The sequence below is a fragment of the Dictyoglomus sp. NZ13-RE01 genome, from assembly GCA_002878375.1.
Classification (GTDB): domain Bacteria; phylum Dictyoglomota; class Dictyoglomia; order Dictyoglomales; family Dictyoglomaceae; genus NZ13-RE01.
Map to the genome: position 1 here is coordinate 41,914 of NIRF01000001.1, position 21,879 is coordinate 63,792.

Here is a 21,879-nt window from a genome sequence, read left to right on the forward strand (position 1 = left end):
TTATTGAGAAAAATAAGATTTGATAATTTCCTGATAATCTTGAGGAATAATTCTTGTCCCAACCGCAGATTCATATCTATAAGAAGCCTCAAAAGATAAAGAACTTTCTATCCTTTCTTTATTTTCTTTTAGAGATGGGGCAGAAAAAAGATATACTTTTTTCTTTGAATCGTCCATTCCATAAGAAGGAACCTGAACTTGCTCTGGATTAACATTTAATCTTGGAGATGGATTGTTTCCTAATTTTTGTTCTCTTTCTGCAGTACCCGGAAGGGAACCAGAATTTTTCATATCTTTTTGGGATGTATTTGGGCTTGCATTAAATTCCAAACGCTCTCCTTTTTTATATTCCTTAGGAAACTCTGAAATACTATTTTCTCCCTCCTGAATACCTTCACCTTTACTATTTCCCTTCTTTTGCTCTCCTTGTTCTGTAGAGGAGTAATTTCTTAGATTTGATCCACCTTGTAAGTTTGGTACTAAGGATTGAGAGAGAGATTGATTATCTCCTCTTGAATTTTGTCCTTCATTTTTACCACTATTTTTCCCTTCTTCTTTTTTATTCTTAGATAGCTCCTCCATTAACTTCTTTTCTTCAAAATCCCATTCAGAAAGTAATTTCTCTATGTTTTTAAGTTCTTTATTTTTATTATTTTCCAGTTTAGATATTTCTTCTTCTCTCTTCTCCTCAGTTATCTTTTCTCCCTTTATATTTTTAGATATTTTTAAAGAGGGCTTTTCCTTTCTGTCTAATAGTAAGTTAGGCTTTTTTTCTTCTGTAACCTTTTTGTCTTCAAAAGCCAAATTAGTATCTTTTTTAGGAGGGTTAAGTAATTTTATCGAATTTAATATCAGCATTAAAATAGTTATGACAATCAAAAGCTTAGAGAATTTAGATAACTTGAAGGGATAGGATTCTTTAAGAGATTTATTTGATATTTTATCTTCCGTTTCCTTCACCAATTTTTCTTTAAATCCATAAGGATCATTAAAATCTTTGTATTCCCAAAGAGTTATTAATCTCTCCTCCAATGAGAAATATTTATCAGAATTATAAATAATTCTTTCAAAATCAGGTTTTTTGTAAAGGTGAAGATAAAGAAAGAGAGTGATAGGTATAAGTAGTATTGAGTAGGATGCTATATATTTATTTAACATGGAAAAATAGTTTAAAAAGAGCAAGATTAAGCTTTGAATAAGAAGGGAAATAAGAAATCCTTCTAAAAGATAGAAGCTATGAACTCTCTTTTGTAACTCTTGAATCTCTTGAAATATTCTCATTATTTTTCCTCCAATATTTTAATCTTCTCCCAGAAACAATAAGGAGAATAAAGGAGATTAAAGGATAAACTATAATAATAGTCGCTAAATGGGATGTTGTAAACCTTACATCTAATGTTATTAATCTTTGAGCCATGCAGGACCAAAGAATATTATTTAGGGGAAGATAAGGGCTTAGAGTAGGGAACATGAAGGGTAGGAATAGAAATATTAGAAAAGATATCCAATGGGCACTCCAGTTTAAGGTTGAGTTATTTATGGTGGACCATAGTATTCCAAGACTAATAAAAATGGTAGAGTCAAGAAGTACAAGGGGATAAAAATATGTAAGTCTTAATTCAAAGGGCATAGAAGAAAAGTTTACAAGTATATTTAATGGTAGAAGTAGTAAAAGTAGAAAAAGGATGTAGAAGAAAACATTTAAAAATCTGCCTACTACCAAGTCCCATATACTTATAGGGGCATATTTTGCTAAATCAATAATTTTATATTCTCTTTCAGTAGGAAGATTCCCAGAAGCAATTAATGAAGACAAGTAGAATAAAACAATACTTTGAAAAGTAAACATGAAAAGAGATAAATTAGGAATAGAGAAAGTTTTTAGATTGAAATTGGTATCTGGCCAAAAGATTACCACTATTAGCGTTAATAACAAAGAAATTGTTAACTCTAATCTTAAATATCTATGACTTTTAAGTCTTAAATTTAATTCTTTTGTCCACCATAAGGTCATTAAATCACTTTCCTAATTTTTTAAGGGAACTATTAATAGATTGTCATATTTTATGCTATATTTTACTCCCCTTATATTTATTGCTAACAGAGAATTCTCTATTTTACCCCATAAAACTATCTTTTCATTATTAATTATATCACTTTTTACTTTCCATTGGGAAAAAGTGGGAGAAAAAATATCCTCTTCTTTTGTTAGATTTCTTAATGATACCTTCCAGTTCTTTCTTTCGCCATTTTTTAGCTCTCCGAGATAATAGGATTTATCCTCTATATTTAGATGGAGATTTCTAATAAGAAAAGAAGAATCATTTTCTAAGGATAATTCTATGTTTTCATTTTTTATATTATATGTGATCTTAAGTGGAAAAAGTAAAAGCGATAGATATTCTATAAAACTGATCTTATTTTTTTCAATGTATAATCTACCTTCTTCTTTATTTTGGTCTATATTTAATATTCCAATACCTCTTTGGGGTTGATAAAAAGGTTGATATATTTGAATAACATTATCACTAACATTAAAATTCAACTCCCTTTTAAAGGGAGAAAAAACAACTATATGTGAGTATATTTCTGCAATTTCTTTTTGAGGAGTAAGATATACTAAGTTTTTTTCTCCAACAATTAAAGCATCTTTTCTGAATAAATCTCCTTTATACATTGCTATAAAACAGGCTAATATTATGATAACTAATATAATTATGTTTTGAAATCTTAACTTCAAAAATCGTCTTATAAAGTAAAGGGTTATGAAGTAAAAAAATAGAATAAACAAGATCTCAACTCTGTTTGGATATAGAAATTTCTGCATATCTAAGATTGAAAGGTCTTGAGATTCTAAAAAGGTAGGAGGAAAGAACTGAATTTTTGCTGGAGAAAACTTAAAATTCTGAAAAATATTATTAACCTCTTCAAAGAAATATACATTATTGTTAAATATTCTACATAATCTTAGAGCATTTTTTCTATTTGTGCTAATTTGTCTCCAAAAATTATAATCAACAAGGATAAGATCGATTCCATCGTAAGCTTTATAGTTTGTTGGTAGGTCTTTTTCATTTACAATATTAATTACCCTGGTTTTTGAAGGTAGAAAAAATCTAAGATTTTGTCTTTCCCCTATTATAAGAATAATTGGTAATACCGCCCTTTCTAAATTGTACTCTAATTTTTGTTTATAATCTATGTTTCTTTCTTGTGAAGTGATATTAATTTCCAGAGGATATCTAAAATCTAATGGTGGTAGTAATACTTCTAAACTTCTTGTAGAAAGCGCTGGAATTTCAAAATCATAAGTATATAAAGTTTTTGAATTTCCTGAAAATCTTAAGCCTTGAGTGAATAGTATATCTACTTTTAGTGAGACTTTGCTACCTAAGTTTTTAATGTTGATAAATAATGGAGCCCATTTATTTACTTTCCATTCACCTGAAATGCCTAATGAGGTTTTTACTTCAATGTTAGCAAAAGCCTGATTGTATAGTATAATAATAAATGAAAAGATAATAATAATTTTCTTCATGTTATCATCCATTTTAAATCTTGAAATATATTTTTTCAAAGGCTATTCTATATAAATTTTAAATTATTGCGTGAAAGGAGGCAATAAAGTATGTTAGATAGAACAATTTTTAGAATGTATGACATAAGAGGAATAGTTGATAAAAATTTCACTCCTGAAGTTGTAGAGATCATTGGAAAAGCTTATGCTAAATACATTAGAAGTAAGATTAATAAGGAAGAGATAAAAGTTACTGTAGGAAGAGATGCAAGACTAAGTTCAGAGGAGTTAGAAAAAGCTTTGATTAAGGGATTAAGAACAATGGGAATTAATGTTGTGGATTTGGGATTGATTCCTACTCCAGTACTTTATTTTTCTTTATTTAGACTTCCTGTAGATGGTGGTATTATGATTACAGGTAGTCATAATCCACCAAATTTCAATGGGATGAAAATTTGTGTTGGAAAAGAAACTATATACGGTGATATGATCCAGGAGCTGTATAACATAGCAGTAAATTTGAATCCAGAAGAAAAAGCCAAAAAAGAAGGTACCTATGAGACTTATGATATTCTTACTGATTATAGACAGTATTTAATTGAGGAATTTAGTAAAGGTCCAATTACAAAGCTTCCTGCTGGTACTTTGAAGATTGTATTAGACTATGGGAATGGTTGCGGTGGATTGGTAATGCCAAATGTTCTAAAGGCGTTGGGTGTAAATGCCATAAATTTATTTTCAGAACCTGATGGAAGATTTCCAAATCATCATCCTGATCCTACCCTTATTGAGACTTTAAACATTTTAAAGAGCAAAGTCTTGGAAGAAAAAGCGGATTTTGGAGTAGCATATGATGGAGATGCAGATAGAATTGGTGTTGTAGATGAGAATGGGGATGTCGTTTATGGAGATAAGTTAACTTATATATTTGGTAAAAGTATATTAAAGTCTAATCCTCGTGGGAAGATAATTGGAGAGGTGAAATGTTCAAAAACTTTATTTGATGGTATTGAGAAGTTAGGTGGTATTCCTATTTTATCTCCTGTTGGGCATTCTCTTATAAAGAAAAAGTTAAGAGAAGAGAATGCATTGCTTGCGGGAGAAATGAGTGGACATATATTTTTCAATGATAGATATTTTGGCTTTGACGATGCCTTATATTCGACAATGAGATTAATAGAAATATATGCGGAAGAGAAATTGAAAAATCCTGAATTTAGATTTTCCAACCTCATTTCTGAGCTTCCAAAGATGTATGCTTCTCCTGAGATTCGTGTTCATTGTTCTGAAGAGAGAAAATTTCAAATAGTTAAAGAGATTTTACCTAAATTAAAAGAAAAGTATCCAGAAATTTATAAGGATATCAAAAAAGTAATCGATATAGATGGGATAAGAATTGAGTTTTCTGACGGCTGGGCTTTAGCAAGAGCAAGTAATACTGAGCCAGTTATAGTAATGAGGTTTGAGGCTGAAAGTGAGGATAAGTTAAACCTTTATAGTAAGGTGTTTAAGGAGATTATCGAAGGTTAATGGTAAAAGTAGGTGAAGAGTATTTAATAAGAATAGAACATATAAATAATCAAGGGCAGGGGATAGGTAGAATAAATGGCTTTGTAGTATTTGTAAATTATGGACTATTAAATGAGCTTGTAAGAGTTAGGATAACGATAGCAAAAAAAGATTATGCGGTAGGGAAAATAATTGAATTTATTGAGGAAAATAAGAATAGGACCAACCCTGCCTGTAGATTTTATTATTCCTGTGGTGGATGTCATTTAATGCATGCAAATTATAGCTATCAATTAGAGCTAAAAAAAATCATGGTAGAAGATGCTATAAGAAGAATAGGGAAGCTTAATGCTTCAATTCTTGATGTAATAGGAATGGAAAATCCATATAGATATAGAAATAAAGCTCAACTTCCAGTAGGTAAAAAGAATGGAAGGGTATTGGTGGGACTGTACAAACCTGGAACTCACGAGATAGTGGATATTGATAAATGCCTTATACAGCATGAAGAAACCGATAAGGTTATTCATACTGTAAGGGAACTTGTTAAAAAGTTTAATATAAGTGTTTACAATGAGATTATACACAACGGTTTATTAAGGCATGTGGTTGTGAGAAAATCATTTACTTTTCCTGAAATGATGATTATTCTTGTTTTTAGAGAGTTTCCTAATAAGATCAGAATATTAGATCTTGTTAAATTTCTCAGAAGTAGATTAAAAGGTATGACCTCTTTGTATTTTAATATAAATCCTGAAAAAACAAATGTTATAATGGGTGAAGAAAGTATTTTAATATGGGGTGACCCTTATATAAAAGACAAAATTGGACCCTTTATTTTTCATATATCGCCAGAATCTTTTTTTCAGGTAAACTCTATACAAACAGGCATTTTATACAACAAAGTTTTAGATTTTATAGAGGAGAGAAAAAGAGTAATATTTGATGCTTATTGTGGAGTCGGTACAATATCCCTTTTTTTATCTCAAAAAGCAGAAAAGGTATATGGGATTGAGGTTATTCCTGAGGCTGTTGAAAATGCAAGGAAAAATGCAGAAAGAAATAAAGTAAAAAATGTTGAATTTATTTGCGGTAAATCAGAGGAAGTAATTCCAGAATTAATTGAGAAAGGTATAATTCCAGATGTTATTGTGGTAGACCCTCCAAGAAAAGGTTGTGATGAAAAATTATTGAATACCATAATTGAGAATAAAATAAAAGAAATTGTTTATGTCTCATGTCATCCTTCAACCTTAGCAAGGGATGCAAAGATTTTGACAGATGCTGGATATAAATTAGTTTCGGTACAGCCAGTAGATATGTTTCCTCAGACTTTCCATGTAGAAAGTGTGGCTAAATTTATTTTTCATTAAAAAATTTTATTAATCTTGACACTTTTTGTAGGTATAATATACTAATCACATTAAATTTTAGAATTTGAGAGGAGGGATAATTTGCTGAAAAAGTTGCCGTCATTAATAAACTTTCCTCAGATGGAGGAAGAAATTCTACATTATTGGAAGGATAACGACATATTTAAGAAGTCCTTAGAAGAAAGAAAAGGAGGACCACAATTTAATTTCTATGAGGGTCCACCAACAGCTAATGGAAGACCACACGCAGGGCATGTTTTGGCAAGGATATATAAGGACCTATTTCCAAGATACAAAACTATGAAGGGGTACTATGTTCCCAGAAGAGCTGGATGGGATACTCATGGGCTTCCTGTAGAGCTTGAGGTAGAAAAGGAATTAGGTATTAATAGTAAGCAAGAAATAGAAAAATTTGGAGTAGAGAAGTTTAACAAATTATGCAAAGAAAGTGTTTTTAAATACGAAAAGGAATGGAGAGTATTTACAGAAAGAATTGGCTTTTGGATTGATATGGACCATCCTTACATAACATTGAGTAATGATTATATAGAGTCTGTTTGGTGGTTACTAAAACAAATATGGGAGAAGGGGCTCCTTTATAGAGGGTATAAAATTGTTCCATGGTGCCCTCGATGTGAGACCGCTTTATCAGATCACGAGGTGGCTCTTGGTTATGAAGAAGTAGAAGATCCTTCTGTCTATGTTAAATTTCCTCTATTAGATGAAGAGAAAACCTATTTCTTAGCATGGACTACCACCCCATGGACATTAATATCGAATACCGCCTTAGCTGTTAATCCAGATGAAGTGTACGTTAAGGTTAAATATAATGATGAATACTATATATTCGCTCAGAAGAGAGTAAGTGAAGTATTAGGGGATGAAAATTATGAAATTGTTGAAGAGTATAGTGGAAGGGATTTAGAAAGAAAGAGATATAAACCTCTATTTGAATTTATTCCTATAGATAAACCTGCTCATTATGTGGTTTTGGGTGATTTTGTTAGTTTAGAAGAGGGAACAGGTATAGTTCATATTGCTCCTGCATTTGGTCAAGAAGACTTTCAAGTTGGTAAGCTTTATGACTTGCCTCTTATTCAAGCTGTAGATTCTACAGGTAAATTTATACCACAAGTAACTAAATGGGCTGGAGTCTTTGTAAAAAATGCAGATCCTCAAATAATTGAGGATTTAAAAGAGAGAAATCTGTTATTTAAAGCAGAGGTATATAAGCATACATATCCTTTCTGTTGGAGGTGTGATACCCCATTACTTTATTATGCAAGGGCATCTTGGTATATAAAAACAACAGAGAAAAAAGAAGACCTTTTAAAGAATAATGAAAAAATAAATTGGTATCCAGATTATATAAAGAGTGGAAGATTTGGAAATTGGTTAGCGAATAATGTTGATTGGTCTTTGAGCAGAGAGAGGTATTGGGGGACTCCTCTTCCAATATGGATTTGTGATGATTGTGGGTACGAATATTGTGTGGGGAGCTTTAAAGAGTTAGGAATAGAAATAGATGAGAATTTTGATCCTCATAAGCCCTATATTGATAAAATTACTTTAAAGTGTCCAAAATGTGGTGGAACCATGCATAGAGTACCCGAGGTTATTGACTGTTGGTTTGATTCAGGATCTATGCCATATGCTCAATGGCATTATCCCTTCGAAAATCAAGAGGAGTTTAAGAAAGCATTTCCAGCAGATTTCATATGTGAAGGTATAGACCAAACAAGGGGATGGTTTTATAGCTTGCTTGCCATATCAACATTGGTTTCTAATGAACCTGCCTATAAGAATGTTTTAGTTACAGAGCTCGTGTTGGATGAAAAAGGCGAAAAAATGAGTAAACATAAAGGGAATGTAGTAGATCCATGGACTATAATTAATAAATATGGAGCAGATGCGTTAAGGTGGTATCTAATTACCGTAAGTCCACCTTGGATACCATTGAGATTTTCAATTGAAGCTGTTGGAGAAACTCTTAAAAAGTTTTTATTAACACTGTGGAATACTGTATCTTTCTTCTCAATCTATGGTGAAATTGATGGGTTTAATCCTAAGGAACATATAGTTCCATTAGAGAAGTTAACAGATCTTTCAGATCGATGGATAATCTCCAGATTAAATAGTGTTATTAATAAAGTTAATACGGAGTTGGAAAAATTTAATGCAACATCCGCGGGAAGAGAAATTCAAAAGTTTGTAATTGAGGACTTAAGTAATTGGTATGTAAGATTGAATAGAAATAGGTTCTGGAAATCAGAAAAGGATTTAGATAAATGGAGTGCTTATACTTCACTTTATACTGTTATAAAGGAATTGGCAAAATTATTAGCTCCTTTTATTCCATTTACATCAGAAAAGATTTATCAAGAAATAGTTAAGAGTTTAGAAGATGATGTGCCTGAAAGCGTCCATTTATGCTATTATCCAGAAGCAAAAGAAAGCTTAATTGATGAAAAGTTAGAAGAAAATATGGAATTAGTTAGAAGAATTGTAGAGCTTGGTAGGATGCTTAGAAATCAAGCAAATATTAAAATAAGACAACCTCTTGCTAATCTTTGGATTAATTCATCTGTAAAAGATGTCAAAGAATTATCAGAGTTTGTAAATTATATCACAAAAGAATTAAATATAGAGAATATATGGTTGGGAGAAATTCCTGAAGAAAAAAAGGAAGGAATAGTTTTTGCAGAAGAGGATGACTTTGAATTGGCATTGGATACTAATCTAACTCCTGAACTTTTGGAAAAAGGATTGTTAAGAGAGTTGGAGCATAAAATCCAAATGCTAAGAAAAGAGGCAAAATTAGATTATGCAGATAGGATTGTCCTTTATTATGAAGGATCGGAGAAATTAAAGGACTTAATAAAGAAGTTTGAGAAGGAGTTGGCAGAAGAAATATTAGCAGTAGAAATGATTGAAGGAGAAGAAGAAGGAATTTTCAAAAAGAAGATTAATATTAATAAAGAAGAATTAAATGTTGGATTAAAAAAGGTGTAAAAAAAGAGGGGAGATTTTTTCTCCCCTCTTTTTTTTATTAGTGGAAAAAGATTGGAAGGAATACTAAGGATATTACAGCCATCAACTTAATCAGTATGTTTATAGAGGGACCAGCAGTATCTTTGAAAGGATCTCCTACAGTATCTCCTACAACAGCTGCTTTATGAGCATCGGAACCTTTTCCACCATATTTACCATGTTCAATTAATTTTTTCGCATTATCCCATGCACCGCCAGCATTTGCCATGAAGATTGCAAGCATACCACCAGATAAGGTTGCTCCTACAAGCATGCCACCAAGAGCCTCTTTTCCAAGGAGGAATGCTATTATAAATGGTGATAGAATCATAATTAAGCTTGGAAGTATCATAGCCTTTAGAGCGCCTTTTGTAGCAATATCTACACAAGTTGCATAATCTGCCTCAGCCTTTCCTTCAAGAAGCCCTTTTATTTCTCTAAATTGTCTTCTAACTTCTTCTACCATATGAGAAGCAGCTTCTCCTACAGCACTTAATGCTAATGCAGAGAAAAGGAAAGGTAACATTGCTCCAATTAAACCGCCAGCTATGACTTCTGCTTTAGATACATCTATACTTGGTATGCCTGCCCATGTCTTAAAGGCTGAGAATAATGCAAGAGCAGTAAGTATAGCGGAACCTATAGCAAATCCCTTACCCATTGCAGCAGTTGTATTTCCATAAGCATCAAGAGAGCTTGTAATTTCTCTTACTTTTTCACCTTGATGTGCCATTTCTGCAATACCGCTTGCATTATCAGCAACTGGTCCATATGCGTCTACAGATAAGCTAATTCCGAGAGTTGCTAACATACCAACACCTGCTATACCAACTCCCCAAATACCACTTTCTGGTTTTCCTGGTTGCATAGTAGTTAAATAACTAAGAACTGTACCTATTGCTAATATGATTATAGATAAGAAAGTACTTTCCATTCCAACAGAAAGTCCAGAAATAATATTTGTTGCTGCTCCTGTAGTACTTGCATAGGCAATTTTTTCAATTGGCTTCTTAGAAGTATAATATTCACTTACAAGCCCAATACCAATTCCTGCAAAAACTCCTATAACTGCTGCCCAAAAAGTATTTAGGCTTCCAAAGAGTGATTGAGATAAGAAGAATGCTCCAACTGCAGTAAGAATAGCTGTTATAAATGTTCCATTTCTTAATGCATTTGCAACATCAGCATTTTTCTTAGAAGCTGTGTATTTTACGTATAAAATACCAATTATAGAGGAAAAAAGTCCTATAGTGGCAAGTAAGAATGGGAAAATTAGTCCTTTCATTTCTGCAAATGTAAATCCAAGTACTGCAGCAGCATGAATTGCACCAACATACGATTCATATAAATCTGCGCCCATTCCTGCAATATCTCCAACATTATCTCCAACATTATCTGCGATAACAGCAGGATTTCTTGGATCATCCTCAGGAATTCCAGCTTCAACCTTACCAACCAAGTCCGCTCCTACATCTGCTGCTTTAGTATAGATTCCACCACCAACACGAGCAAATAATGCAATAAAACTTGCTCCTAAGGCATATCCACTTATTATTTCAAGTTTTAAACGAGGATCAGGCATAAAATTACTAAGGAGTAAGTAAATTAAGCTGGATCCAAAAATACCTAAACTTGCTTCAATCATTCCCATTACTGCTCCACCAGAGAAAGCAAGATCAAGAGCTTTACCAGACCCATATTTTGCTGCAGCCCAAGTAGTCCTCCCATTAGCACGTGTTGCTATCTTCATACCAATATAACCAGAGGTCATTGAGAAAGTAGCACCAATAAGGAAGGATAAACCAAGAAGTGGTTGTAGTACAATTGCCATAAGTATTGCAAATGCTACCACAAAAATTGCTACTGTCCTTATTTCTCTTTTTAGGAAAGCATCTGCTCCTTGTTGAATAGCGCGCATTATCCTTTTGATTTCATCGGGTCCTTCTTCTTCTTTGAGGATGCCTCGGGCTATAAGATAAGCGAAGATTAGACCTACTAAACCGGATATAGGTACTATCCATAAAAGTTCCTGCATTTTAAACCTCCTATCTTTAAAAAATTTTTCCTCTAAATCATAATAGATTATTGCTACATACTGTCAAGTTAAAATTATTTTAAAATTAGGAGAGTATTTGAATTAAAATGGGTAAAATAAGGAATAAAAATGAGGGGGGATATTAATATACCCCTAAAAAATTACTTAACTAATTTTAAATTGCCAAAGCTTGATGGATTTTGCCAATTAATATTTTCTGTTTCATTCCAAGCAATAATTCCTACTCTGCTATCCCATTCATTGGCGTCATTAACTTGAATATCAAATCCAATAATAGTTCCCTCACTTAATTTTCTTGATTTCATCTTTACTTGTGCTTCTACGATATAGCCAAAATCAGTTTTCTTTGTAGCAGTAACAAAATATTTTGCAGAAGCACCACTACCATAGCTTTGTCTATTGTCAAAGCTCACTCTATATTGGGCATCATTATCATCATAAGAGGTTTTCTTTGAATTATCCTCATCAATAAATATCTCAACAGAATCCTGTTCCCATGCATTAGGATTACCTTTACTCAAATAGTTATCATGAACCTCTGCCCAAACGTAGATACTTTCCTCATCCCAAAGTACTCTAAATTTTGCATAAGCTACCTTCCCTTTTGTTCCAGCAACATAACTATCCGTTATGTACTCTTCGGTATTTTTCCATACATCGTCCATTTCAGCATCAATTTTAGGGGTGCCGTATTTTGCTACTGCAGTTTTAGTATCGCCAAGGGTTATGGAGAACAATAAAAACGTTAAAATAAGGAGAGCAAGCGGGAATAATTTAATATACCTCATAGGAAAGACCTCCCTTTTAGAAATTTTAATCAATTATATTAAAGTTATTTTAAAATGTCAATTATAACTTGGCTGTTTCTAACTGCATTAAAGCATAATTAATCTGATCTTTTGCTACCTTGGGAAGTCCTGGTATATCAAGATTTAAAAATCCCCTTGTTATAGTTGATATAGCCTCGTCTCTATCAAATCCTCTTGTGGTTAAGTATTCAATTTCTTCTTCTGCTATTGGACCGACTGCAGCTTCATGGGAAAGTTCACTATCAGGATGTTCAGCTGTTAAAATGGGAATTGCAATAATTCTTGCACTTTTTGTAATTAACATTCCTCTACAATCTAAGTGTCCTTTTGTTTTTTCTTTTCTACCAATCACTTCTCCCCTACTGTAAATGACTGATGAATCATCGCCTATTATTCTTGAGACAACTTCTCCTTTTGCACCCTCACCTTCTAATACTACTCTTCCTCCAAGGTCAATATAGGAATTTTTTCTTCCATAAATTATGCTATATAATCTTGCTATTCCATTTTTTTCTACATAGACTGTAGGATAACTTTGTATGGATTTTAATGGCTTTAGTGAAACATAATTGTTTATGAAGGTACCACCTTCTTCTACTTTGACAACGGTTCTTGGTCTTACATGGAATTCTTCAGACCAATTATGAATCATAGTAAAGTATAATTTTGCGCCTTTTTTAACAAAGAATTCTGAGATGCCAATATGTAAACCAGGCTCATTCTTTAAATGGGTTAAACAACCTGTTGTAACAAATACTTCTGCTCCTTCCTCAACAATAATAATATTATGAACATTTTGACTTATATCTCCTTCTTTAATATATAGACATGCTTGTACTGGTATTTCTATCTTTTGATTCGGATATACATGAATAAAGTATCCTCCAGTAGGTTTTAATTCTGCCCAGGCTGTATATTTATCTGTATCAGGAGCAACAAGCTTTCCATAATAATTTTCTAACCAATCATATTTTTGCAATGCCTCTTGAATTGAGCTTACTTCTAATTTCCCTTGGTAAATATTGTTAATTTTTTCATATATGACACTGTGATTAACTTGAAAGAAAGTACCTGCTCTTTCCTCCCTATGAGATATTCCTGAATATTCTATATTTTCAAGAATTTCTTGGGGAAGTTCAGATAAATCATTAACGGGATTTTCTATTGATTCTTTATGATATTTTTCAATATCAATATCCGGTCCATATATGGCTGGTTTATCTTTAGCTTTTAAAGCTCTTTCTCTAATTTCCTGAAGATATGTTTTCAACATATACTCGCCTCCTTATAAAGTCATAGCCTCTTTCTTCAATGAGATTAATTATTTCTGAACCATCTTTGTAAATGTATTTGCCATCAATTAGAACCAAAACAGAGGTTGGTTGAACATAATCAAGTACCTTTAGATTATGCGAAACAATCAACAAATTACTCTCTGTGGCTATTTTCCTCAAAGCATTTCCTATTAACTTTAATGCATCTATATCAACTCCCGAATCTGGTTCGTCTAACATTGCAAGTTTTGGCTTTGCTAATAGAACTTGTAATATTTCACTTTTTTTTCTTTCTCCACCTGAAAATCCTTTATTTACTTCTCTCTCTAAAAAGGATTCATCAAGTTCTAAATCCCTTAAATATTTATAAACTATTTCTGGTAGTGGTTTTTTAGGGTCTATATTCAATATTTTCTTTAATATATCCTTTAATTTTACTCCTCTTACTACTGGTGGTAATTGGTAAGCTAAGAAAAGACCCTTTTTAAATCTCTGTTCGGGAGTTAAATCTGTAATATCTTCGCCATTAAAAAATATTTTTCCTTCGGTTTTATATTTGCTAAGTCCCATAATAGCGGAAAGTAAAGTGGACTTTCCTGTACCATTTGGTCCCAAAAGTATATGAACTCCTGGAGTAACAGAAAAATTCAGGTTCTCTAATATAGCTTTATCCCCAATCTTTACGGTCAAGTTTTTTGTCATAATCATGAAATTTTTCATAATGATAAAAATTCCTCCTTTCTTTCAATACCAAGGATTATATCCTCTAAGGTTAGATCTTCCAGAATATTTATTAATTTTTCTTCTATGTAAACCCATATTTTTTTATTTAAACAGCTATTCTTTAAGGTACATGAAGAATCATAAGTATGGATGCAATCTATAATTTGTATAGGACCCTCCAGTGCCTCAAATATCTCTTTCAGAGTAATTTCTGATGGTGATCTTTTTAATACATAACCTCCTAATACTCCCTTATAGCTTTCTACTATATTTTTTCTTTTTAGCTCCAGCATGATCTGAGCCAAAAAGTCCCTTGGTATGTCTTCTAATTTAGAAATCTTATTCAGGGATAGAACTTCTTTGTTATAAGATCTTGCCAAGAGAGTTAAGGCTCTCAAGCCACAATCTAATTTTGAAGAGACCTTTATCATACTACCTCCATAAATATTGACTAATTTACTCAACATTTAGGATTATAATACTGCTTTGTATTTTTGTCAAATAAAAGTTATAATTGATAAGTAATAAATATGAGGAAGGAGGATAAGGAATGAAGTTTATTACTCAGCAAAAAGATTTAAAAGAAGCTTTACAAATAGTAAAAAATGCTACTGCTTCTAAAACTACTATGCCAATTCTCACATATATATATTTGAAAGGTGAGAACGATACATTATATCTTCAGGCTACAAATCTTGAAATAGGAATTTCAATGAGTATGCCAGTTATATTAGAAGAGCCAGGAGAGGTTTGTCTTCCTGGAGATTTATTCGTAGACTTAATAAATAAGCTTCCTTCAGTAACCTTAGAAATAAATATAAATGAGAGAAATAGAGCCATTATTCATGCGGGTTATTCAACAGTTGAAGTTCAAGGAGAAAGCGCTGAAGAATTTCCTAAGTTAGATCTTGGAAATATTGAACCACAAAGTTATATGGACAAAGATGAATTTGTAAAAGCGGTCAAGCAAACTATTTTTGCAGCTGCAGAGGATGAAATCAAACAAATTCTTACAGGAGTTTTAATTGAAGGAAAAGATAATTACATAAATTTTGTTGCTGTGGATGGTCATAGATTAGCACTAAAAAGGTTGGAAGGGGATCTTGCCATATCTAATGTGGTTATTCCAGCTAAAAGTTTAAAGGAGTTACAAAGAATTCTTTCTAAGGCGGAAACTGATAGAGTTGGTATGAGTAAGATTGACAATCAAATGTTATTTACATGTGATTCTATATTTTTTACTACCAGGCTACTTGAAGGGCAATTTCCAGCATACGATAAGATTATTCCATCAGATTTTGTGATAGGTTTTCGTTGTAATAGGGAAGATCTTTTAGATGTTTTGGAGAGAATGGAAGTATTAGCGGAGGCTGATCAGACAAATACTGTAAGAATCTCTATTAATTCGCAAGAAGTTGTTCTTTCTTCATTAACATCAGAAAGAGGTGCTGGTAAAGAAACCTTACCTGCTGAAGTTTTTGGTTCTGAGCAAAGTTTAGATATTGGTTTCAATGTAGATTATCTAATTGAGCCCTTAGAAAATTTGGATTCTGATGAGGTTGAGCTTAATTTTACATCTGATCTTGGACCAGCAGTTATTAAGATTCCAAACGATGATAGCTATATTTATGTTTTAATGCCAGTGAGATTATGAAAGAAGTTATAGATATAGAGATATATACTCCTACTATAACCTTAAATCAATTTTTAAAATGGGCTCGTATTGTAGAAACGGGTGGGCAGGCGAAAAATCTTATTCAGTCTGGAATGGTAAAGGTTAATGGTGATGTTGAAGTGAGAAGACATAGAAGTTTAAAAGATGGTGATTTAGTTGAGGTTGAGGGGAAAATTTACAAGGTGGTGAGTAAAAAATAATTGATTTTGAAAAAATTAAAGGTAGTTAATTTTAGAAACTTAAAAAATGTTGAAGTTGATTTTATTAAGGTCAATATTTTATATGGAGAAAATGCTCAAGGCAAAACCAATTTAATCGAGAGCATTTATTATTTACTTACAGGAAGATCTTTCAGGACCTTTTTTGATAAGGAATTGATAAAATGGGGAGAAGAATACGCATATATAAAAGGGAATTTGGACTGGCAAGAGCAGGATATTTTGATAGAGTCTGCACTAAATGTTCAGGGAGAAAAAAGGATAAAGATCAATCAAAAAACGGTAAAGAGACAGAAAGAGTTGGTTTATTTATTTCCAGTAGTTATTTTTACACAGGATGATATACAAAGTATTAAGGATGAACCATTAAAGAGAAGACAAATGTTTGATAGGTTTTTGTCTATATTAAATTTTCAGTATTATAAAAACTTACTTGAGTATAATAAAATTTTATACCAAAGAAATATTGTTTTAAAAAGTCCAGATAAATTGAAAGATTTGGATGTATGGGACGATTTATTAATAGAAAAAGGAAGTAATTTAACTTATCATCGCCTATCTATTCTAAAGGAATTAGAAAGGTATATTTCAGAGATCAGTAAAAAGATTTTGGGAAGAGAAGCTCTCAAGGTTAAGTATATTTGTAGTTTTACCGTAGATGATATAGATTTAGATAGTATAAAAAGAGATTTTGAAGAGTCTTTAAGTAAACAGAGAAAAGAAGATATAAATAAAAAATATACATCAGTTGGTCCCCATAGAGATGATATAATATTTTATTGGCAAAGAGAGGATAGGGAATATTCATTGAGAAATTTTGGGTCAGGAGGGGAAAGAAAGATAGCCTTTTTAATCTGGAAACTTTCTGAGCTAAAATTACTTTCAGAAAAGAGAAGAGAAAAAGCAATTTTGCTTATTGATGATTTGTTTGCTGAATTAGATGATGAGAAGAAAGAAATTGTTTGGAACTCTATAAAAGACTTTCAAGTCTTTATTACCACTGCTTACAAATTAAAATTTTTGGAAGATCAACCTTATTTTGAGATAAATTCAGGGAAGGTAACTTTCCATGAAGCCTATTTCAAATGAGCTTTGGAATGTATTTTCTTATTTTAAATTAGATGAAAAGTTACGTGAACATCTTCTTATAGAAAAATGGGATGAAGTAGTAGGTAATGTTTTATCTCAACATACAAATCCTAAGAGTATTAGGAATGGTATCTTGTTTGTCGATGTCGATAGCAGTATTTGGGCTCAAGAGTTAAGTTTGTTAAAGCATAAAATAATTGAGGATTTAAATAATATATTTAGTTCAAATATAATAAAAGACATCATGTTCGTAGATAAGGGACATACTTTTAGGAAAAAGATTAAAAATAAAAAGGTAAAATCGAGAGCCAAACTTTCTTTACAAGAGGAAGAAAGAATTGATAAAATAGTTGAGTCTATTGAGGATAGTGAAATTAGAGAAATTGTTAGAAATTATTTAAAAAGCCTTGCAATGTTAAATAAGGGAGGATTTCATGGTTCCGAAAAAAGATAGTTATACTGCAGAAAGCATACAAATTCTTGAGGGAACTGAAGCTGTAAGAAAAAGACCTGGAATGTATATTGGAGATACAGGCGTTCGAGGTCTTCATCACTTAGTATTTGAACTTGTTGATAACAGTATTGATGAAGTTTTTTCAGGATATTGTAATTATATATTGGTGGTAATTAAAAAGGATGGGGGGATTATAGTAGAAGATAATGGAAGAGGTATTCCTGTAGATATTCACCCACAGGCGAAAAAGTCTGCCTTAGAGGTAGTTTTAACTACTTTACATGCTGGTGGTAAATTTTCAAATTCAATCTACAAAATTAGTGGTGGATTGCATGGTGTAGGACTTTCCGTAGTAAATGCATTATCATCCTATCTTGAAGTTGAAGTTAAAAGAGAAGGAAAAATATATAGACAAGTTTATGAGAAAGGGAAACCTAAAACCCCAGTTGAGGTAGTAGGTCAGTCAGAAAGCTCTGGTACAAAAATACTTTTTTATCCTGATCCCTCCATATTTGAGACTGTAAATTTTGATTATGATATTATTGCAAATAGACTTAGAGAGCTTGCCTTTCTAAACAAAGAAGTGACTATTGAACTTATCGACGAAAGAACAAACAAAAGGAATGTTTTTCATTTTGAAGGTGGTTTAACAGAATTCATTGATTTTCTTTCAAAGGGTAAAGAGGTTTTGCATAAACCTTGTTACTTTAAGAGAGAAGAAGGGAATTTAGTCCTCGAAGTGGTATTTCAATATAACACAGGTTATGATGAATTGATTTTGTCTTATGTTAATGGTATTCACACTATTGAGGGAGGAACTCATGTTTCTGGATTTCGTATTGCTCTTACAAGAGTAGTTAATAATTTTGCGAGATCTTGGAATATGTGGAAGGAATCAGAGTCGTTATCTGGTGAGGATGTAAGGGAAGGCTTGATAGCCATCATTAATACAAAGGTACCTGAGCCACAATTTGAAGGGCAAACAAAAACAAAACTTGGAAATTCTGAGGTCAGAAAGTTTGTAGAATCAGTCACAGATGAGGAATTAAGTAGGTTTTTCTCAGAAAATCCTGACGTTGGAAAGTTGATAATTAATAAGATTATTGAAGCATACCGAGCAAGACAAGCAGCAAGAAAGGCAAGAGAGTTAGTAAGAAGGAAAAGTCTATTAGAATCTACTTTACTTCCTGGGAAGCTTGCGGATTGTAGTGAAAAAGATCCTAAGTTTTGTGAGCTTTTTATAGTAGAGGGAGAGTCAGCAGGCGGTTCTGCAAAACAAGGAAGAGATAGAAGATATCAGGCCATTCTCCCTTTAAGAGGTAAAATATTGAATGTAGAGAAGGCTCAACATTTAGCGAAAATTTTATCAAGCGAGGAGATTAAAGCTATAATTGCAAGTCTTGGAACTGGTATAGGGCAAGATTTTGATTTATCAAAATTGAGATATCATAAGATTATAATAATGACAGATGCAGATGTAGATGGAGCTCACATAAGGACCTTACTTCTTACCTTTTTCTATAGACATTTAAGACCGTTAATTGAAGGTGGATATGTTTATATAGCACAGCCTCCTTTATACCTTTTAAAGAGGGGAAAAGAGGAGAGGTATGTTTACAGTGAAGAAGAAAAGGAAAAAGTATTAAAGGAATGGGGAAACCCGGATAATGTTTATATTCAAAGATATAAAGGATTGGGAGAGATGGATCCAGAGCAATTAAGGGAAACCACAATGGACCCTCAAAAAAGAATTCTTCTACAAGTAACAATAGAAGATGCTTTAGAGGCTGAAAGAATCTTCTCAGTTCTAATGGGAAACAATGTAGAAGAGAGAAGAATGTTTATAGAAGAGAAAGCAAAGTTTGTAAGAAATTTGGATATTTAATGGTAAAAAGTTATGAGGAGTATCTGTAAAGAAAAAATTAGAGAAGATGAAAATTTTGAGACTTATAAGATATATTTCCCTTCAGAGGATTTAGTAAATGAACTAAAAGAGAGAGGTATAGAAGCTGTTTATAAAGGAGATCAAAATATATTATGGGATGCTCTGATCACAGATTTAGCTTTAAAAATTAGATTAGAAGATAAAGTCAAGTATATTCCTTTTATACATGATGAGAAGTTAGGAACAGGTGATCAGAGGTTAGCTAATCTTTATGATGATAAAAATAGATTTACTATTACTGAGGATTATGCTCAAAAAGTAACAGGAGCAGTTTATATAAATCAGGATATATCTTATGGAATTTTTTATGCAGTTCCCATAGAGCCCCATGAATATAAAAACTTGGGGTTTCATCTCTCATGGATTTCAAGAAAATGGAGAGATTATAAAAAATTATTGATTAATGACGATAGTTTTACGAGAGCTATAGAGTCACTCGGTTTTACATATAATTACCACAGGGTCTCACAAGTAACACGGTTGGGACCATGTGCTAATATATCTGCTTTAAAAAAGCTTTTTGAAAGAAATCCACAAGCTGAAATCTATTATCTTTTTTCTAAGTCTCTTGGTTGGTATGGTATTGTACCGCGAGAGGCAGAGGATATAAGCCTTTCAAGTATATATTTAGATGAGTCAAATATTAAAATTCTTTTGGAAAAATTGTTTATTCTTGGTGTAAGGGGGACTTTAAAACAGATTAAAAATAAAAATTATAGGAAAAGAGTTATAGAAAGAGCAAAAAAAATTAGGAATTGGTATAAAGAAATTATATTTTCAAACCACAATATCTCTATTGTTGATCTTCATAAGTATATTTCAAAAAAAATAATAGAAGATCTATATAAAAATGATATAGAATTGAAATTTGAGACCACATCTAATATGTTTAGAATAACATCCAAAGAAGAGGTAAAGGAAGATTCTTACTATTTCTTTGATTTAAGTTTGAGAAATCCCCAATTATTTGCTCAGGCTTATAATATGGCTTTAAATAAAGCGGGTTTGCATTTAAAAAGAATGCACATTAAGAATAACACTTTTTCTCCCCCATTTTTTATGGAAGTGTTTTCCATTGAGAAATCAAGATTGATTCTAACTCGATGTAATATTGAGATTAAAAATGATGGGATTTCAGAAGTTCGGTTATATTCTCCCCATTGTACTTCAACCACTTTAATCTCGAAAAATTCTTTATCCAGTGCCTGTGAATTTATAAAAACCCTTTTAGATTCAGAAAGATTTCCTCATGGATTTAGTTTAATTGGAAAAGCAGGACCATTTATGGCGGAGATGAGAAAATATCCAAAAATTTTAGCAGTACCTGAATTAGGTTCAAAATATGCTCCTATGGTAGATTACTTTTTAGGAGAACTTTTTAGAAGGGGAGTAGAGGTTCCTTCCTCTCACTTATTAAGAATTAGAATAAACTTGTTAGACAATTTAAAATATCTGGGAGATACTGAAATAATACTACCCAAGTATCTTTCTATATTTTTCGGTGAAACAGTAGATCCAAAAGATTTTAGCTATTCATGGAGAAATATTGTGGATACTATAGATAAATTTTTGGAAATTATTTCTAATACCCAACAAGGCGAATATTTTCATTTGGCTAAGATTATCTTAGCTGAAAAGGGAATAATCGATTTTGAAAGATCCCATAAATATTTGAAATATAAAGAAAAAATTAAGAATTCCATTGGGATCATAAAAGAAATAAAAATCCCAATGGAATTTTTAGAAGAACTTAAAAATTTGATTTATGAAAGAGAAAAGATTTTAAACCTTTTGAGGGAAAGAAAAAAGAATTCAGATAAATCCCTTTTTGATAAAAGGGATCTTTTAGAGTATAAAATTCTTTTCCTTTTTGGTGTTTTAATAAGAGGTTTGTTGTTAGTAAAAGAATCATTAATTTATATAAACTACCGACCTTACTCCCTTATTCTATATCTGTTAGGAGATGACTTTTTCAAAACCTTAGTAAATAATGCGCAATTTAATTTGGAAGAGATTAAGTTTAAGACTTAGGAACAAATTGAGGACAAGAGCCTTCTGCTTTTACAGGTATTCCAAAGCACATACCTTTATTAGGATCCGATGGGTTTGGTTGGAAAAATTTGCAGTTTTTGCATTTACGCTCTTCCATTTAAAACCCCCCTTTTATATAAATAATTCTACTATATTATTTTATCACATAATGGAGG

17 protein-coding genes are annotated in these 21,879 nt (G+C 31.9%); 9 read left to right on the top strand and 8 right to left on the bottom strand.

Annotated features, from left to right (window positions below; genetic code table 11):
* From CBR30_00220 to CBR30_00230, 3 genes are read right to left on the bottom strand one after another with little or no spacing between them, the layout of a single operon-like run.
* The gene (locus CBR30_00220; GenBank protein ID PMQ02121.1) at positions 1-1,281 is read right to left on the bottom strand and encodes a hypothetical protein; all 1,281 of its coding nucleotides are present in this window, start codon (positions 1,279-1,281) and stop codon (positions 1-3) included.
* Complete coding sequence (locus CBR30_00225; GenBank protein ID PMQ02122.1) at positions 1,235-2,014, bottom strand: hypothetical protein; 780 nt, start codon at positions 2,012-2,014, stop codon at positions 1,235-1,237. The genes CBR30_00220 and CBR30_00225 overlap by 47 nt, the downstream gene beginning before the upstream one ends.
* A gap of 12 nt (positions 2,015-2,026) precedes the next feature.
* A complete protein-coding gene (locus CBR30_00230; GenBank protein ID PMQ02123.1) occupies positions 2,027-3,538 on the bottom strand; it encodes a hypothetical protein in 1,512 nt (503 codons plus the stop codon).
* Between the two features lie 90 nt (positions 3,539-3,628).
* On the opposite strand from CBR30_00230, the gene CBR30_00235 reads away from it, so the two are divergent.
* From CBR30_00235 to CBR30_00245, 3 genes are all read left to right on the top strand, one after another.
* On the top strand, positions 3,629-5,047 hold the full coding sequence (locus CBR30_00235) for a phosphomannomutase (GenBank protein ID PMQ02124.1): 1,419 nt from the start codon (positions 3,629-3,631) through the stop codon (positions 5,045-5,047).
* Positions 5,047-6,399, top strand: coding sequence for a 23S rRNA (uracil(1939)-C(5))-methyltransferase RlmD (locus CBR30_00240; protein ID PMQ02125.1), 1,353 nt, complete (start codon positions 5,047-5,049; stop codon positions 6,397-6,399). Before CBR30_00235 ends, CBR30_00240 begins: the two co-directional genes overlap by 1 nt.
* A gap of 81 nt (positions 6,400-6,480) precedes the next feature.
* Positions 6,481-9,411 (top strand): isoleucine--tRNA ligase, encoded by a 2,931-nt coding sequence (locus tag CBR30_00245; GenBank protein PMQ02126.1) that lies wholly within the window; start codon positions 6,481-6,483, stop codon positions 9,409-9,411.
* A 37-nt stretch (positions 9,412-9,448) separates the two neighbouring features.
* Here CBR30_00245 and CBR30_00250 read toward each other — a convergent pair whose 3' ends face one another.
* The 5 genes from CBR30_00250 to CBR30_00270 form a co-directional block, all read right to left on the bottom strand.
* Positions 9,449-11,464 (bottom strand): sodium-translocating pyrophosphatase, encoded by a 2,016-nt coding sequence (locus CBR30_00250; GenBank protein ID PMQ02127.1) that lies wholly within the window; start codon positions 11,462-11,464, stop codon positions 9,449-9,451.
* Positions 11,465-11,625: 161 nt separating this feature from the next.
* Positions 11,626-12,273 carry a 1,4-beta-xylanase gene (locus CBR30_00255; protein PMQ02128.1) on the bottom strand — a complete coding sequence of 216 codons (648 nt, stop codon included), beginning with the start codon at positions 12,271-12,273 and terminating at the stop codon, positions 11,626-11,628.
* Between the two features lie 61 nt (positions 12,274-12,334).
* Positions 12,335-13,567: an ABC transporter ATP-binding protein gene (locus tag CBR30_00260; GenBank protein PMQ02129.1), complete on the bottom strand. Its 1,233-nt coding sequence runs from the start codon at positions 13,565-13,567 to the stop codon at positions 12,335-12,337.
* Positions 13,539-14,288: a Fe-S cluster assembly ATPase SufC gene (sufC, locus tag CBR30_00265; protein ID PMQ02130.1), complete on the bottom strand. Its 750-nt coding sequence runs from the start codon at positions 14,286-14,288 to the stop codon at positions 13,539-13,541. The genes CBR30_00260 and sufC overlap by 29 nt, the downstream gene beginning before the upstream one ends.
* Complete coding sequence (locus CBR30_00270) at positions 14,285-14,722, bottom strand: Rrf2 family transcriptional regulator (GenBank protein ID PMQ02131.1); 438 nt, start codon at positions 14,720-14,722, stop codon at positions 14,285-14,287. The genes sufC and CBR30_00270 overlap by 4 nt, the downstream gene beginning before the upstream one ends.
* A gap of 119 nt (positions 14,723-14,841) precedes the next feature.
* Here CBR30_00270 and dnaN point away from each other — a divergent pair, with 119 nt between their 5' ends.
* The 6 genes from dnaN to CBR30_00300 are packed head-to-tail and all read left to right on the top strand — an operon-like array spanning position 14,842 to position 21,703.
* Entirely contained in the window at positions 14,842-15,945 is a 1,104-nt protein-coding gene (gene dnaN / locus CBR30_00275; protein ID PMQ02132.1) for a DNA polymerase III subunit beta, read from the top strand.
* On the top strand, positions 15,942-16,166 hold the full coding sequence (locus CBR30_00280; protein ID PMQ02133.1) for an RNA-binding protein: 225 nt from the start codon (positions 15,942-15,944) through the stop codon (positions 16,164-16,166). Before dnaN ends, CBR30_00280 begins: the two co-directional genes overlap by 4 nt.
* Positions 16,167-17,273 carry a DNA replication and repair protein RecF gene (locus tag CBR30_00285; GenBank protein ID PMQ02134.1) on the top strand — a complete coding sequence of 369 codons (1,107 nt, stop codon included), beginning with the start codon at positions 16,167-16,169 and terminating at the stop codon, positions 17,271-17,273.
* On the top strand, positions 17,254-17,727 hold the full coding sequence (locus CBR30_00290; protein PMQ02135.1) for a hypothetical protein: 474 nt from the start codon (positions 17,254-17,256) through the stop codon (positions 17,725-17,727). The genes CBR30_00285 and CBR30_00290 overlap by 20 nt, the downstream gene beginning before the upstream one ends.
* Positions 17,708-19,612 carry a DNA topoisomerase (ATP-hydrolyzing) subunit B gene (gene gyrB, locus CBR30_00295; protein ID PMQ02136.1) on the top strand — a complete coding sequence of 635 codons (1,905 nt, stop codon included), beginning with the start codon at positions 17,708-17,710 and terminating at the stop codon, positions 19,610-19,612. Before CBR30_00290 ends, gyrB begins: the two co-directional genes overlap by 20 nt.
* A gap of 12 nt (positions 19,613-19,624) precedes the next feature.
* Positions 19,625-21,703 carry a hypothetical protein gene (locus tag CBR30_00300; protein ID PMQ02137.1) on the top strand — a complete coding sequence of 693 codons (2,079 nt, stop codon included), beginning with the start codon at positions 19,625-19,627 and terminating at the stop codon, positions 21,701-21,703.
* Positions 21,704-21,879 lie beyond the last annotated feature (176 nt).